13 protein-coding genes are annotated in these 15,182 nt (G+C 72.1%); 9 read left to right on the top strand and 4 right to left on the bottom strand.

Going from position 1 to position 15,182, the window contains the following annotated elements:
* Positions 1 to 279 precede the first annotated feature (279 nt).
* On the top strand, positions 280 to 1,125 hold the full coding sequence (locus ACFPCY_RS01385) for a sirohydrochlorin chelatase (RefSeq protein ID WP_378251689.1): 846 nt from the start codon (positions 280 to 282) through the stop codon (positions 1,123 to 1,125).
* Positions 1,126 to 1,177: 52 nt separating this feature from the next.
* Here ACFPCY_RS01385 and ACFPCY_RS01380 read toward each other — a convergent pair whose 3' ends face one another.
* Positions 1,178 to 1,969, bottom strand: coding sequence for an enoyl-CoA hydratase/isomerase family protein (locus tag ACFPCY_RS01380; RefSeq protein ID WP_378251688.1), 792 nt, complete (start codon positions 1,967 to 1,969; stop codon positions 1,178 to 1,180).
* 4 nt (positions 1,970 to 1,973) lie between these two features.
* Positions 1,974 to 2,876 carry an SDR family oxidoreductase gene (locus ACFPCY_RS01375; protein WP_378251687.1) on the bottom strand — a complete coding sequence of 301 codons (903 nt, stop codon included), beginning with the start codon at positions 2,874 to 2,876 and terminating at the stop codon, positions 1,974 to 1,976.
* Between the two features lie 286 nt (positions 2,877 to 3,162).
* Between ACFPCY_RS01375 and ACFPCY_RS01370 the strand changes: the two genes are divergently transcribed.
* The gene (locus ACFPCY_RS01370) at positions 3,163 to 4,233 is read left to right on the top strand and encodes an NAD(P)H-dependent amine dehydrogenase family protein (RefSeq protein ID WP_378251686.1); all 1,071 of its coding nucleotides are present in this window, start codon (positions 3,163 to 3,165) and stop codon (positions 4,231 to 4,233) included.
* A gap of 87 nt (positions 4,234 to 4,320) precedes the next feature.
* Here the strand turns inward: ACFPCY_RS01370 and ACFPCY_RS01365 are convergent, their stop codons facing one another.
* The gene (locus ACFPCY_RS01365; protein WP_378251685.1) at positions 4,321 to 4,983 is read right to left on the bottom strand and encodes a DedA family protein; all 663 of its coding nucleotides are present in this window, start codon (positions 4,981 to 4,983) and stop codon (positions 4,321 to 4,323) included.
* A 158-nt stretch (positions 4,984 to 5,141) separates the two neighbouring features.
* Here ACFPCY_RS01365 and ACFPCY_RS01360 point away from each other — a divergent pair, with 158 nt between their 5' ends.
* The 7 genes from ACFPCY_RS01360 (at position 5,142) to ACFPCY_RS01330 (ending at position 14,098) form a co-directional block, all read left to right on the top strand.
* Complete coding sequence (locus tag ACFPCY_RS01360; RefSeq protein WP_378251684.1) at positions 5,142 to 6,158, top strand: glutathione S-transferase family protein; 1,017 nt, start codon at positions 5,142 to 5,144, stop codon at positions 6,156 to 6,158.
* Between the two features lie 166 nt (positions 6,159 to 6,324).
* Complete coding sequence (locus ACFPCY_RS01355) at positions 6,325 to 6,996, top strand: AIM24 family protein (protein WP_378251683.1); 672 nt, start codon at positions 6,325 to 6,327, stop codon at positions 6,994 to 6,996.
* Positions 6,997 to 7,261: 265 nt separating this feature from the next.
* Positions 7,262 to 10,930 carry a multifunctional oxoglutarate decarboxylase/oxoglutarate dehydrogenase thiamine pyrophosphate-binding subunit/dihydrolipoyllysine-residue succinyltransferase subunit gene (locus ACFPCY_RS01350; protein WP_378251682.1) on the top strand — a complete coding sequence of 1,223 codons (3,669 nt, stop codon included), beginning with the start codon at positions 7,262 to 7,264 and terminating at the stop codon, positions 10,928 to 10,930.
* Positions 10,931 to 11,000: 70 nt separating this feature from the next.
* The gene (locus tag ACFPCY_RS01345; protein ID WP_117361200.1) at positions 11,001 to 11,186 is read left to right on the top strand and encodes a DUF6104 family protein; all 186 of its coding nucleotides are present in this window, start codon (positions 11,001 to 11,003) and stop codon (positions 11,184 to 11,186) included.
* Positions 11,187 to 11,292: 106 nt separating this feature from the next.
* The gene (locus tag ACFPCY_RS01340; protein WP_378251681.1) at positions 11,293 to 12,099 is read left to right on the top strand and encodes a DUF4097 family beta strand repeat-containing protein; all 807 of its coding nucleotides are present in this window, start codon (positions 11,293 to 11,295) and stop codon (positions 12,097 to 12,099) included.
* A 12-nt stretch (positions 12,100 to 12,111) separates the two neighbouring features.
* Positions 12,112 to 12,864 carry a PadR family transcriptional regulator gene (locus tag ACFPCY_RS01335; protein ID WP_378251680.1) on the top strand — a complete coding sequence of 251 codons (753 nt, stop codon included), beginning with the start codon at positions 12,112 to 12,114 and terminating at the stop codon, positions 12,862 to 12,864.
* Positions 12,865 to 13,024: 160 nt separating this feature from the next.
* The gene (locus ACFPCY_RS01330; protein WP_378251679.1) at positions 13,025 to 14,098 is read left to right on the top strand and encodes a methyltransferase; all 1,074 of its coding nucleotides are present in this window, start codon (positions 13,025 to 13,027) and stop codon (positions 14,096 to 14,098) included.
* A gap of 100 nt (positions 14,099 to 14,198) precedes the next feature.
* On the opposite strand, the gene ACFPCY_RS01325 is transcribed toward ACFPCY_RS01330, so the two are convergent.
* Positions 14,199 to 15,167, bottom strand: a complete 969-nt coding sequence (locus tag ACFPCY_RS01325; RefSeq protein WP_378251678.1) for a zinc-binding dehydrogenase — start codon at positions 15,165 to 15,167, stop codon at positions 14,199 to 14,201.
* Between the last annotated feature and the right edge of the window lie 15 nt (positions 15,168 to 15,182).

Below are 15,182 nucleotides of genomic sequence, written 5' to 3'. Positions count from 1 at the left end.
CTCGTCCGAATCGAGGAGAACCGCCGTCGTTTAGACGACATCTGCGGGATTACCTCCCGATGCGTATTGTGCGGGGGTCTGCGGAGCCTACTATGCCGCGATCACGAAGCGCCGCCCCGTCCGCGATCTGTTCGTGACCGGGCCGTTGTCCACCCGGCCGCAGCGCCGCTGTCGAGGGCGCTGTCCGGGTTCCGGACGGGCGCGATACCCCCGGTCGAACGGGGACGTCTCCGACACCGTGAGTTCCGGTGCGCTACCGACGGCGTTACGATTCCCGCCGTGACTCCCGAAAGCCAGGCATCCGAGGCACTTCCGTCGCGCCGGAGCCGCGCCCTGCGCGGCGGACGGCACCGCGGAGACGAATCCTTCCTTCTGCCCCCGGGCTCGCCCGCGCTCGTCCTGGCCGTCCCGGGACCCGCGAGCGGCCAGGCCGGAGCGGTCGCGGCCGAGCTCGCGCGCGCGGTGGAGCTGGAGAACACCGGCCAGCCCGCCGTGGTCGCGAGCATCGGCGGCGGCCCGGACGGCCTCGGCGCGGTGCTGTCCCGGCTGGCCCCGGCCCGCCCGGACGAGCCGGCCGCCGTGGTGGTCCCGCTGGTCACCGGCCCCGACCCGGCGATCATGAGCGTGGTGGGCGCGGCCGTCGCCACCGCGCCGGTCCCGGTCGTGGCGGCCGACCCGCTCGGCCCGCACCCGCTGATCGCCGAGGCGCTGCACGACCGGCTCGCCGAGTCCGGCCTCGCCCGCGCCGACCGGATCCGGATGATGACGATGGTCACCGAGGCGGGCGGCGTGGTCGTCGCGCCGCCGGGCGACGCGTCCGCGGTCCGGCAGGCCGAGATCACGAGCGTGCTGCTCGCGTCCCGGCTCGCCTGCCCGGTCTTCACCGCGTCCCTGGACGACGAGGCCGGGCTGCGCGGCGCCGCCGACCAGCTGCGGGCGTCCGGCGTCCGGACGGTCGCGCTCGCGCCGCACCTGATCGGCCCGGAGGTCTCCCCCGACCGCATCACCCGCGCCGCGGCGGCCGTCGGCGGCACCGCCGCGGCCCCCCTGGGCGCCCACCCGGCGCTCGCGCGCCTCGCCGCCCTCCGCTACGCCGAAGCCCTCGCCGCCGCGCTCGCGGGCTAGGAGTCCACAACGAAGATGCCGGTGTCGTCCGACACCGGCATCTTCGTTTCGGTCACCGGTCGTGGAAGTCGGGCGGGCGCTTCTCCAGGGCCGCCGCCATGCCCTCCGCGAGGTCCTCGGTGAAGAACGCGAGGGTCTGGACGCCGGTTTCGGCGAGCAGGTGCGCGCGCAGGCCCGGCGCGTCGAGGGACGCGTTCAGGAGTTCCTTGGTGCGGCGCAGGCCGTACGGCGACTTGCTCAGCAGCCGGCCGGCGAGGGCCTGCGCCTCCTGGACGTCCTCGCCGCGGGCGGCCCGCTTCGTGATCAGGCCGAGCGCGTCCGCGGCGGGCAGGTCGAGGCGCTCGGACAGGTAGGCCAGTTCCGCGGCCTTCGCCGGGCCGACGAGGCGGGGCAGCAGCCAGGACAGGCCGCAGTCGCCCGCCGACAGGCCGAGGTCGGTGAACGGCAGGACGAACCGGGTGGACGGGTCGGCGACGCGCAGGTCGCACGCGAGCGCCCAGGACACGCCCATCCCCGCGACCGGTCCGTGCAGGGCCGCGATCACGGGCTGCGGGATCTCGCGGAGCCGCGCGGTGACCTCGCCGCCGCGCGCGATGCCCCGGTAGAGCCGCTGGACGCGTCCCTCGCCGGTGTCCGGCGCGTCCGCGTGGAGGTCCATGCCCGAGCAGAAGCCGCGGCCCTCCCCGGTCAGGACGACGACGCGGGTCGCCGCGTCGCCCGTCAGCCCGTTGAGGACGTCCAGCATCTCCTCGGTCAGCTCGGCGGTGACCGCGTTCAGCCGCTCGGGGCGGGACAGGGTGACGGTGAGCACCCCGTCCCGCCGGTCGAGCCTCAGCGAGCCCACGGGCTCAGGAGGTGAGCTGCTGGATCAGCGGTCCCATCTGCTCGCCCACGTTCCGCGGCACGATGTGCGGCTCGGTCGCGTTGATCGCGGCCCAGTTGTCCCGGACGGCCTCGACGCTGAGCTCGTCCTTGGTGCCCCAGCCCGGTCCCTCGGCCACCAGGATCTTGGCGATCCGGCCGCCGCCGACCGTGTAGACCTCGCCCGAGTCCGGGTTGGACTCGTGCACGAGGTAGGCGACGAGCGGCGTCACCTTGTCGACGCCGAGCTGGTCCTTGAAGTCGGCGGGCAGCAGGTCCTCGGTCATGCGGGTCCACGCGACGGGGGCGATCGCGTTGGCCTTGATGTCGTACTTGGCGCCCTCGTGCGCGAGCGTCTTGGTGAAGCCGACCAGGCCCATCTTGGCGGTGGAGTAGTTCGCCTGGCCGAAGTTGCCGAACAGGCCCGCCGGGGACGAGGTGTTGACGATCCGGCCGTAGCCGTTCTCCCGCAGGTGCGGCCACGCGGCCTTGGTGACCAGGAACGAGCCGCGCAGGTGGACGGCGATGACCCCGTCCCACTCCTCGACGCTCATGTTCTTGAACGACTTGTCGCGCAGGATGCCCGCGTTGTTGACGACGATGTCGACCTTGCCGAAGTTGTCGACGGCCGCCTGGACGATGGCCGCCGCGCCCTCCGGCGTCGCGACGTTGTCCGGGTTCGCGACGGCCTCGCCGCCGTTCTTCCTGATCTCGTCCACGACCTCCTGGGCCGGGCCCGCGGACGCGCCGACGCCGGAGCGGTCCCCGCCCAGGTCGTTGACCACGACCTTCGCACCGCGCGCGGCCAGCTCCAGCGCGTGCTGGCGGCCGAGTCCGTGCCCGGCGCCCGTCACGATCGCGACGCGTCCGTCATAGCGCAGTTCCGACATCCGGTTCTCCTCACCTCGCGGCGGCTGCTACTCCCAGGTAATCACTGGGCGGTTACTGCATACCATCCAACCGAATCGCGCTCGGCTTCGGGGTGGCGTACCTCACACCGCGATCGCGGTCCGGGCGGCGCTCCTCCGGTGGCCGGCGGCGGCCCAGTCTGGGATTCCGCTGAGAAATATCGCCGACCAGCCCACGTCACGAGGTATGCCGCGTAGTCTCCTCTGCTTCGAGATCTCCGACTTACCACTCGAACCCACCCCAGCCAGGCGAGTACGGAGGACAGGAATGACCGACCCTTCCGGCGACCGTCCGCTCCGCGTGATCCAGTGGGCGACGGGCGCGCTCGGCCGCAGCGCGATCCGCGCCGTGCTGGAGCGCCCGGACCTGGAGCTCGCCGGGGTGCGGGTGTTCGACCCCGCCAAGGACGGCATCGACGCGGGCGCCCTCGCGGGCCGCGCCGAGACCGGAGTCGCCGCGACCCTGTCCACCGAGGCCCTGCTCGACCTGGACGCCGACTGCGTCATCTACGCCCCGGCCCCCGGCGGCGCGCCGTTCGCCGACCTGGAGACCGTCCGCGCGCTGCTCGCCTCCGGCAAGAACGTCATCTCGACGACCGGCTACGTCTACCCGCACGCGCACGGGCCCGGCCTGGTGGACGACCTGGAGGAGTCCTGCGCGGCCGGCGGCTCGTCCCTGCACGGCAGCGGCGTGAACCCCGGCTTCATGTCCGATGTGATGCCGCTGCTGCTGTCCCGCCTGTCGCGGCAGGTCACGCACGTGTTCGCCCGCGAGTGCTCGGACTTCTCCGGGCACCCGTCCAGGCGGATGCTGCACGATCTGGTCGGGCTCGGACGCGGCGAGGAGGAGTTCGCGGCGTTCCTGCGCCGCGCCCGCCCGATGATGCGCCTGAACTTCGGCGAGAGCCTGCACCTGGTCGCCGCCGGGCTCGGCCTCGCCCCGCCCGAGGTGGACACCGACGTCGCCTACCGGCTCGCCGCCGAGGACGTCGAGGTGGCCGCCGGGACCGTCCGGCGGGGCACGGTCGCGGCCGTCCGCTGGACGTTCAGCGCGATGGTCGGCGGGCGGCCCGTGATCGGCCTGGAGACGGTCTACAAGGCGGACCCGGCCGTCGCGCCCGAATGGGGACGGCCCGGCTACGCGGTGCGGGTCGAGGGGCGGCCGTCGATCACCCTCACCACCGAGGAGGACTGGGTCACCAACGGCATCGCCGCGGCGGCGGCGCACGCGGTGAACGCCGTCCCGGTGGTCTGCGCGGCGCCGCCCGGCATCCGCACGTTCCTGGACCTGCCGCCGGTGTTCGGCCGCGCGTCCGTCCACCACCTCGCCGACGCCTGAGCCTGGCGGCGATGCCCGAGCCTGGCGGCCTGAGCCGGGCGGCGCCCCCTGAGCCGGGCGGCAACGCCTGAACCGGGCGGCCGGCCGTCAGCTCCGGACGGTCTCCTGCGCGTCCCGCTCGGCGTGCGCGCCGGCCTCCTCGGCCGCCTCGCGTTTCTTCTTCCGGAAGTGCCAGACGACCAGCGCGACGACCGCGAGCACCGCGACGCCGATCGCCAGGCCGCGCCCGGCGAGCTTGGCGACGTGCTCGAACGCGTTCCCGGCGAAGAAGCCGCCGAGCGTGAAGGTGACCACCCAGACGACGCCGCCGATGAAGTTGAACAGCAGGAACTTCGGATAGGGCATCTTGGAGCAGCCGACCAGCGCGGGCATGAGCGCGCGCAGCAGCGCGGTGAAGCGGCCGATGAACACCGCGAGCCCGCCGCGCCTGCGGATCATGTCCTGGGTGCGCGAGACCTTGCCCTCGTGCCGGACGAAGACCCTCGTCGTGAGCAGCCGCGGCCCGAGCTTGCGCCCGATCTCGTAACCGACCGAGTCGCCGGCGACGGCCGCGACGACCGCGATGACCAGCAGCAGCGGCAGCGACAGCTTGTGCTGGCTCGCCAGGACGCCGCCGACCACGATCGCCGTCTCGCCCGGCAGGACGAACCCGAAGAACAGCGCGGCCTCGGCGAACACCAGCGCCGCGATCACCAGGTAGATGAGCGCGGGCGGCAGGCCGTCCACCAGGGCGTTGAAGTTCTCGAGCATTCCGTCCCCCGTGGCCGTCGCCCCGCGCGGTTCGCGGTGCGTTCCTTTCCGGCCATCGTAGTCAGCGGCCCCTTCGCGCCGGATCCGTCTGAGGTCGCAGGCGAGGCCCTACTTTGGAGGGGTCCGGGAAACCGACGCCCATCGAGAGGACCACGGACGTGACCGCGCAGCAGAAGACCTCTGAGCAGGCCGAGAAGCAGGCGGAGAAGCAGGCGGAGAAGCAGGCGCGGGAGACCGCGGAGCAAGTCTCGGAGCTCCCGAAGGAGATGGAGCGCGGCCGGTTCGTCCGGCAGCCGAACCGGTTCACCGGTCGGTTCTCCGCCGACGGCTCGACCCCGTACCCGGCCGAGGCCGGGCGGTACCGGCTGCTGGTGTCCTACGCCTGCCCGTGGGCGCAGCGGAGCATGATCGTCCGGCGGCTGCTCGGCCTGGAGGAGGTGATCTCGCTCGGCGTGGTCGACCCGATCCGGGACGAGCGCGGCTGGCGCTTCCCCGAGCCCGACCCGGTGACCGGCGCGACCTTCCTGTCCGAGCTGTACCTGGCGACCGACCCGGAGTACACCGGCAAGCGGTACACCGTCCCCTGCGTCTGGGACACGGTCTCCGGACGCCTGGTCACCAACGACTTCCCGCACATCACGACGATGTTCGCGACCGAGTTCACCGCCTTCCACCGGCCCGGCGCGCCCGACCTCTACCCCGAGGAGCTGCGCCCGGAGATCGACGAGGTGAACGAGCTGGTCTACACGAACGTGAACAACGGCGTCTACAAGGCCGGGATGGCCACCGAGCAGGACGCCTACGAGGACGCCGTGGACGCCCTGTTCGCCACCCTCGACCGCCTGGAGGAGCGCCTCGCCGACCGGCGCTACCTGGTCGGGAACCGGCTGACCGAGGCCGACGTCCGCCTCTACCCGACCCTCGCCCGCTTCGACGCCGTCTACCACGGCCACTTCAAGTGCAACCTGCGGCGGCTGGTCGACTACCCGAACCTGTGGGGCTACGCGCGCGACCTCTACGCCCGGCCCGAGTTCGGCGGGACGACCGACTTCGACCAGATCAAGCGCCATTACTACCAGACGCACAAGATGATCAACCCGTCCGGGATCGTCCCGCGGGGCCCGCTCACCGACTGGACCGCGCCGCACGACCGCGCCCGGCTCGGACCCGCCTGAGCCCGCCCCGGCCGCTTCGTCCGATTCCGGTTAAACACCTGCTTAAACGCTTAGAGGATCCCTTCAGGTAGCGTTCAGGTTCGATCACTACGCTGTCGGACCTCTCGAACGCGCCTCCCCGCGGCGCCACCCATCGATCGGACCCCCGAAAGGTCGCCCTCAGAAAATGCGCAGCCCCTTCTTCAACAACATGGACCAGGGCGAGCCCGTCCCCGGACACTTCGCGCTCCAGAACGGAAAGATGCTCCGCGTCCACCTCAACGGGGACGTCATCGCCCGGCAGGGCGCGATGGTCGCCTTCCAGGGCCAGATGGACTTCGAGTACCAGGGCGCGGGCGGCGTCGGGAAGTTCCTCAAGAAGGCGCTGACCGGCGAGGGCGCGCCGCTGATGCGGGCGAAGGGGCAGGGCCTGCTGTTCCTGGCGCACAACGCCGAGGACGTCCACCTGTTCTACCTGGAGAACGAGCAGATCACCGTGAACGGGGCCAACATCCTGGCCTACGACGCGCACCTGCAGACCGACATCAAGCGCGTCCAGGGCGCGGGCATGATGTCCGGCGGCCTGTTCAACACCACGATCGGCGGCACCGGCTGGGTCGCGGTGCACACCCACGGCGCCCCGGTCATGCTGGACGCGGGCCGGGCCCCGACCTTCGCCGACGGCGACGCGGCGGTGGCGTGGAGCACCAGCCTCCAGGTCGGCGTCAACCGGACGATGAAGGCCGCCGCGCTGATCGGCCGCGGCAGCGGCGAGGCCATGCAGCTGGCCTTCCAGGGGCAGGGCTTCGTGCTCGTCCAGTCGAGCGAGGGACCGACCGTCCCCGAGCACAGCCACTGATCATCCGCGGCCGGTCCGTCCCGCGGAGCCTTCCGCGGAGCCCGGACCGGCCCCGGCGCTGAGACCCTCGCCACACCCGTGGCCTGCGCGGACACGGGTGTGGCAGGCGTCGCTGATTAAACCCCCGAATAGTGGGCAAAATCCCCTGTTTTAGGGACTCGGACGCGAGCGCGGCGCCGCGCTGGCATGGTGGGGGCCCAAAGGCGAGTAGCCTTGACTCGTCTCAGAACTCACCTGCGAGCTGCGGAAGAGGGCGATCTCCGCCGTGTCGACAGAGTCAGCGCCATCAAGTGCCGACCCCAAGACCACAGACTTCGGTGCCAACGAGTGGCTGGTCGACGAGCTGTACCAGAAGTACCTCGAAGACCCCAACTCCGTTGACGAGGCGTGGTGGAACTTCTTCGCGGACTACCAGCCGGGATCCCGGCCGGCCGCGACTCCACCCGTAGCCACGGCCCCCACGGCGGGCGCCCCGGCGGCCCCGCCGACGCCGGCGCCGGCCGCGCCGAAGGCCACGGCCGGCGCTGACGCGACGAAGGCGGCCAAGCCCGCCGGTCCGCCCGTCCCCCCGGGCGAGCAGGAGAAGCTGCGCGGCGTCGCGGCCCGCACCGCCCAGAACATGGACCTGAGCCTGTCGGTGCCGACGGCCACGTCCGTGCGCGCGGTGCCCGCCAAGCTGTTGATCGACAACCGCATCGTCATCAACAACCACCTCAAGCGCGGCCGCGGCGGCAAGGTCTCCTTCACCCACCTCATCGGGTTCGCGATCGTCAAGGCGATGGCCGCGATGCCGGAGATGAACTACGCCTACGCGGAGGTCGACGGCAAGCCGACCCTCGTCAAGCCGGAGCACGTGAACTTCGGCCTGGCGATCGACCTGCAGAAGCCGGACGGCACCCGCCAGCTGGTCGTGCCGTCCGTCAAGGCGGCCGAGACGCTGGACTTCCGCCAGTTCTGGGCGGCCTACGAGGAGATCGTCCGCAAGGCGCGCGGCAACAAGCTGACGCTGGACGACTTCCAGGGCACCACGATCTCGCTGACCAACCCCGGCACGATCGGCACCGTCCACTCGGTGCCGCGGCTCATGCCAGGCCAGGGCACGATCATCGGCGTCGGCGCCATGGAGTACCCGGCCGAGTTCTCCGGCGCGTCCGAGGAGACCCTCGCGCGCATGGGGATCAGCAAGGTCATGACGCTGACCTCGACCTACGACCACCGGATCATCCAGGGCGCCCAGTCCGGCGACTTCCTGCGCCGGATCCACCAGCTCCTGCTGGGCGAGGACGGCTTCTACGACGAGATCTTCGCCGCGCTGCGCATCCCGTACGAGCCGGTGCGCTGGGTGAAGGACATCTCGGCCACGCACGAGGACGACGTGGCCAAGGTCGCGCGCGTGCACGAGCTGATCCACGCCTACCGGGTCCGCGGCCACCTGATGGCCGACACCGACCCGCTGGAGTACAAGCAGCGCCGCCACCCCGACCTCGACATCCTCCAGCACGGCCTCACCCTGTGGGACCTGGAGCGCGAGTTCGCGACCGGCGGGTTCGGCGGCAAGCCGACCATGAAGCTGCGCGACATCCTCGGCGTCCTGCGCATGGCCTACTGCCGGACGATCGGCATCGAGTACATGCACATCCAGGATCCCGAGGAGCGCGCCTGGATCCAGGCCCGCGTCGAGATCCCGCACGGCAAGCCCGACCGCGACGAGCAGCTGCACATCCTGCGGCGGCTGAACAGCGCCGAGGCGTTCGAGACGTTCCTGCAGACCAAGTACGTCGGCCAGAAGCGGTTCTCGCTGGAGGGCGGCGAGTCGCTGATCCCGCTGCTCGACTCGGTGATCTCCGCCGCCGCCCAGGCGAGCCTGGACGAGGTCGTCGTCGGCATGGCGCACCGCGGCCGGCTGAACGTGCTCGCCAACATCATCGGCAAGTCCTACGGGCAGATCTTCGGCGAGTTCGAGGGCAACCTCGACCCGCGGTCCGCGCAGGGCTCCGGCGACGTCAAGTACCACCTGGGCGCGCAGGGCGACTTCACCGCCGCCGACGGCTCCAAGATCCACACCGAGCTGGTCGCGAACCCGTCCCACCTGGAGACGGTCGACCCGGTGCTGGAGGGCGTCGTCCGCGCCAAGCAGGACCTGCTCGACGTCGGCGAGGCCGGGTTCACCATCCTGCCGATCCTCATCCACGGCGACGCCGCGTTCGCCGGCCAGGGCGTGGTCGCCGAGACGCTGAACCTGTCCCAGCTGCGCGGCTACCGCACCGGCGGCACGGTGCACGTGGTCGTCAACAACCAGGTCGGCTTCACCACCGCGCCGGAGTACTCGCGGTCCAGCGTGTACGCCACCGACGTGGCCCGGATGATCCAGGCGCCGATCTTCCACGTGAACGGCGACGACCCCGAGGCGTGCGCCCGGGTGGCGAGGCTCGCGTTCGAGTACCGCCAGACGTTCAAGAAGGACGTCGTCATCGACATGATCTGCTACCGGCGCCGGGGCCACAACGAGTCGGACAACCCCTCGTTCACCCAGCCGCTGATGTACGACCTGATCGACGCCAAGCGGTCGGTGCGCAAGCTCTACACCGAGGCGCTGATCGGCCGCGGCGACATCACCGTCGAGGAGGCCGAGGCCGCGCTGCGCGACTACCAGGAGCAGCTGGAGCGCGCGTTCACCGAGACCCGCGAGGCGGCCAAGAAGCCCCTCGAACCGGGCGCGGTCGTCAAGCCGGACGTCGAGGAGATCATCCCGATCGACCACGGCGCGGCCGGCTCGGCGATCCCCGACGAGACGGTCAAGCGGCTGATCCAGTCGCAGGTGAACCTGCCCGAGGGCTTCTCGGTGCACCCGCGGCTCCAGCCGATCCTCCAGCGGCGCGTGCAGTCGGTCGACGACAACGCGATCGACTGGGCGACCGGCGAGCTGCTGGCGTTCGGCTCGCTGCTCATCGACGGCCACCCGGTCCGGCTCGTCGGCCAGGACTCCCGGCGCGGCACCTTCGGCCAGCGGCACGCGGTGCTCGTCGACCGCAAGACCGGCGAGGAGTACACGCCGCTCAAGCAGTTCGGCCAGGGCACCTCGAAGTTCTACGTGCACGACTCGCTGCTCAGCGAGTACGCGGCCATGGGCTTCGAGTACGGCTACTCCATGACCCGCCCGAACGCGCTGGTCGCGTGGGAGGCGCAGTTCGGCGACTTCGCCAACGGCGCGCAGTCGGTCGTGGACGAGTACATCTCGTCCGGCGAGCAGAAGTGGGGGCAGCGCTCCAGCGTCGTCCTGCTGCTGCCGCACGGCTACGAGGGCCAGGGGCCGGACCACTCGTCCGCGCGCATCGAGCGCTACCTGCAGATGTGCGCGCAGGACAACATGACGGTCGCCTACCCGACCACCCCGGCGAACTACTTCCACCTGCTGCGCTGGCAGGTGCTGTCCGGCCGGGGCAAGCCGCTGGTGGTGTTCACGCCGAAGTCGCTGCTGCGCCTGAAGGCCGCGACGTCCGCGGTGAGCGAGATCACCGAGGGCGCGTTCCAGCCGGTCATCCCGGAGCGCAACGCCGAGATCGACCCCGGCGGCGTGCGGCGGGTGCTGCTCACCACGGGCAAGATCTACTACGACGTGGTGGCGCAGCGGGACAAGCTGAACCGCACCGACACCGCCGTCGTGCGGGTCGAGCGGCTGTACCCGGCGCCGGCCGAGGAGATCAAGGCCGAGCTGGCCAAGTACCCCGAGGGCGTCGAGGTCGTCTGGGTGCAGGACGAGCCGGCGAACATGGGCGCCTGGCCGTTCATGGCGCTGAAGCTGCCGCACCTGATCGACGGGCTGAAGATGACGCGGGTGTCGCGCCCGGCGTCGTCCTCCCCCGCGGTCGGTTCGGCGAAGCTGCACCAGGCGGAGCAGGAGGCGCTGCTCGGCCGCCTGTTCGGCGACAAGTAGCGAGCGGAGTTCGACGAGGGGGTCCCGGCGCGGCGCGCCGGGACCCCCTCCCGTGTCGGCAGGGAGGATCATGTACTTCACGGATCGGGGCATCGAGGAGCTGGCGGAGCGGCGCGGCGAGGAGTCGGTGAGCTTCCACTGGCTGGCCGAGCGGCTGCGCGAGTTCGTGGACCTGAACCCGGAGTTCGAGACGCCGGTCGAGCGGCTGGCCACCTGGATGGCCCGCCTGGACGACGACGACCCGGACGACGAGTAGCGCCCGGCGCGCCGTCCGGACAACGCGATACATCTTGACTTTCCGGCGACGCGACATATCGTGTGTTCGGTAGGGTGACGCGTTCCGGACGGAGGGTTGAGGCGCGATGTCGCGGTGGACGATCGACGAGCCGACCACGCTCGAGTTCGACGGGGTGGTGGCGCTGCGCGCCACGCTGATCGCCGGGAGCGTCTCGGTGGTCGCCGGGACGGGCCGTCCCGCCGTGCACGTCGAGGGGGTGGACGGGCCGCCGCTCCAGATCGCGCACGAGGCCGGGATGCTGTCCATCACGCACGAGAAGCTGATCGAGGGCGTGCTGAGCTGGCTGCGCACGCAGCAGGCGAGCGCGCACGTCACCGTGACCGTCCCGCCGGACTGCCCGGTCAGCCTGAACCTGGTCTCGGCGGACGCCGTGATCTCCGGCATCTCCGCCCGCACCCAGGTCCGGTCGGCGACCGGCGACGTCACGCTGCACGACGTGACCGGCGACATCGAGGCGAACACGGTCTCGGGCGACGTGGAGGCGCAGGGCCTGGACGGCCGGGTCGGCTTCGTCTCGGCGTCCGGCGAGCTGGCGCTCGCGGGCGGCTCGCCGGAACGGCTGACCGCCCGCACGATCAGCGGCCGGATCTCCGTGGACGTGGACCTGCTCGGCGACGCCCGGACCGAGATCCAGACCGTGACGGCCGACGTCGCCGTCCGGCTGCCCGAGCGCGCCTCGGCGACGGTCGCGCTCGGCTCCGGCACCGGACGCGTCGAGGCGTCCTTCCCGGAGCTCGCCCGGCAGGACCGCGCGATCGCCCGCTCGGTCTCGGGGAAGCTGGGCGACGGGTCGGCGAACCTCACCGTGAACACCATCTCCGGCAACGTGACGCTGCTGTCGCGTCCCGCGCACGACGCGCTGGAAGACTGAAGGAGTCCCGAGTTGAGCCCCGTCTTCGGCCATGGCCGCCTCCGGCTGTACCTGCTCAAGCTGCTGGAGGAGTCCCCGCGGCACGGCTACGAGGTGATCCGGCTGCTCCAGGACCGCTTCCTCGGCGTGTACTCGCCGTCCCCCGGCACGATCTACCCGCGGCTGGCCCGGCTGGAGTCCGAGGGCCTGGTCAGCCACGAGGTCGTCAAGGGCAAGAAGGTCTACTCGCTCACCGACAAGGGCCGCGCCGAGCTGGAGCGGCGGATGGACGAGCTGGCCGAGCTGGAGGACGAGATCACCGCGTCCGCGCAGGAGTTCGCCCGCGAGGTGCAGCAGGACGTCCGGCAGACCGTCCGGACCCTGCGCGAGGAGCTGACCGCCGCCGCCCGCACCATGCGCGAGCCGGGCAACGCCACCTCCCGCGAGGCGTGGAAGGAGGCGACCCGGCAGCAGAAGGAGGAGTGGAAGCGGCAGAAGGAGCACTGGAAGGAGGCCACCGAGCGCCAGAAGGAGTACTGGCGCGAGCAGAAGGAGGCCTGGAAGGAGGAGTGGCGGCTCAACTGGGAGGACGCCTGGCGCAACGTCACCGGCTCCGACGACGAGATCGCCCGCCTCAAGCTGGAGCGCCTGATGCGCCGCTTCGTCGAGGACGTCCGCAAGGACGCCGAGAAGGCGTCCCTCGACACCCTCGACCTCACCGCCGTCGAAACCCTCCTCTCCGAAACCCGCACCCGCCTCCGCACCGAGGTCTTCCACCGAGACTGACCGAACACCCCCGCCCAACCTCGCCGGTATAGTCGGCGTACGTTACGTCCGGGCGCTCGGGGGTGAGTTGCAGGTGAACGCCGTGTTCGAGGACGACGTGGACATCCTGCGCGGCGCCGATCCGAACGCGGCCTGACGCGTGGAGCGGGGGGCCGGAATCGTGGACGGCGGGGCGCGGTGGTTGTGCGAGGGCGGCTGGGCGCCGCCCGAGGACGTCGTCGAGGTCGATGACCGGCTCACCGCCGACGCGGCGCAGCGGATGGTCAGGCAGGGCACGACGCTGCTGTGGCGCGGCGACTTCCAGAACGCCCGGCAGCTCCTGAGCGCGCTCGGACGGCGTGTCCGGAAGAGCGGGAAGCCGCCGAAGGGCGACGCGCGGTCGGTCTTCTACGCCTACCGGGAGGCGCGGACGCGGGAGGCGAGCCTGCTCAGCAGGCTGGTCGTCCCGCTGGACGCCGGCAACGCGGTGCCGCTGCGGCGCGCGCCGGACGTCCGGCAGGCGGTCGGGCGGGTGTACGAGCCGGGCGAGCCGTCGCTGATCCCGCTGCGGGAGCTGCTCGGGATCCTCGGGGCCGAGCAGTGGCGCGAGCAGGGCGTCGTGGTGCCGGCGGTCGGCGGACGCATCCATCCGCACTACGGCGTGTTCGCGCCGACGCGGCAGGAGTACGTCGATCTCGTCGCGCGGGCTCCGCTGCCGTCCGAGGACGCGGCGTTCGACATCGGCACCGGGACGGGCGTGCTCGCCGCCGTCCTCGCCCGCCGGGGCGTCGGGCGGGTCGTCGCGACCGACACCGACCCGCGGGCCCTCGCGTGCGCGCGCGAGAACACCGAGCGGCTCGGCCTGGACGTCGAGGTCGAGCGGGCCGACCTGTTCCCGCGCGGACGCGCTGACGTGGTGGTGTGCAATCCGCCGTGGCTGCCGGGGAAGGCGGCGTCCGGGCTGGACCGCGCGGTCTACGATCCGGGCGGCCGGATGCTGCACGGCTTCCTCGACCGCCTCGGCGCGCATCTGGCGCCCGGCGGCGAGGGCTGGCTCGTGCTGTCGGACCTGGCCGAGCACCTCGGGCTGCGGACGCGCGAGCAGCTGCTGGAGCGGTTCGACCGCGCGGGGCTGCGGGTGGCGGGCCGGCTCGACGCCCGGCCCGTCCACCCCCGCGCCGCGGACGCCGACGATCCGCTGCACGCCGCCCGCGCGGCCGAGACCACGTCCCTGTGGCGGCTCGTCGCCGCCTGACCCAGCGCCTGGCGCACAGTCCGCCGCCTGACGCAGCGTCCGCCGCCTGGCGCAAAGTCCGCCGCCTGAGGCGGGGGGGCGCCGCCTGAGGCGGGGCCGGCTAGACGGTGAAGACGATCTTGCCGAAGAGGTCGCCCTCGGCCATCGCCGCGAAGCCCTCGCGCGCCTCGCGCAGCGGCAGGACGCGATCGATCCGCGGCCGCACCCCGGTCTTCACCAGGAACCGCGCGAGCCGTTCGAGCTGGTCGCGGGTGCCCATCGTGGAGCCGACGACCGAGAGCTGGAGGAAGAACACCCGGTTCAGCTCGGCCGGGGGCACCTGCCCGCTCGTCGCGCCGGACACCACGATCCGCCCGCCCGGACGCAGCGACTTCAGCGAGTGCGCCCAGGTCGCCTGGCCGACCGTCTCCATGACCGCGTCCACCCGCTCGGGCAGCCGCGCGCCCGGCTCGAACGCCTCGTCCGCGCCGAGCTCGACGGCCCGCTTGCGCTTGGACTCGCTGCGGCTCGTCGCGTAGACGCGGTAGCCCGCCGCCGAGCCGAGCGCGATCAGCGCGGTGGAGACGCCGCCGCCCGCGCCCTGCACCAGCACGGACGCGCCCGGCTCCAGCCGCGCCTTGTCGAACAGCATCCGGTAGGCGGTCAGCCAGGAGGTGGGCAGGCACGCCGCCTCCTCGAAGGAGAGCTCGGCGGGCTTCGGCACCAGGTTCCGGCGCGGCACCGCGACCTTCTCGGCGAGCGTCCCCGGGTACGCCTCGGAGAGCAGCGACCGCTTCGGGTCGAGGGTCTCGTCGCCGCCGCCGCGCGCCGGGTCGCCGATCACCGAGTGGACGATGACCTCGTTCCCGTCCTCGTCCACCCCGGCCGCGTCGCAGCCGAGGATCATCGGGAGCCGGTCGGCGGGCAGGCCGACGCCGCGCAGCGACCACAGGTCGTGGTGGTTGAGCGCGGCGGCGCGGACGGTGATCGTCGTCCAGCCGTCCGGGACGTCCGGCTCGGGTCGCTCGCCCAGCGTGAGGCCGTTCAGGGGATGGTCTGCATCGAGGCTCGTGGCCGTGACAGCGAACATGCCGCCACCTTAAGG

Origin of the sequence: Actinomadura gamaensis (assembly GCF_042652125.1) — a bacterium.
GTDB classification, from domain to species: Bacteria; Actinomycetota; Actinomycetes; order Streptosporangiales; family Streptosporangiaceae; genus Spirillospora; species Spirillospora gamaensis.
Note: the sequence above shows the minus strand (reverse complement) of the source record. Positions and strands in the feature narration are given on the sequence as shown.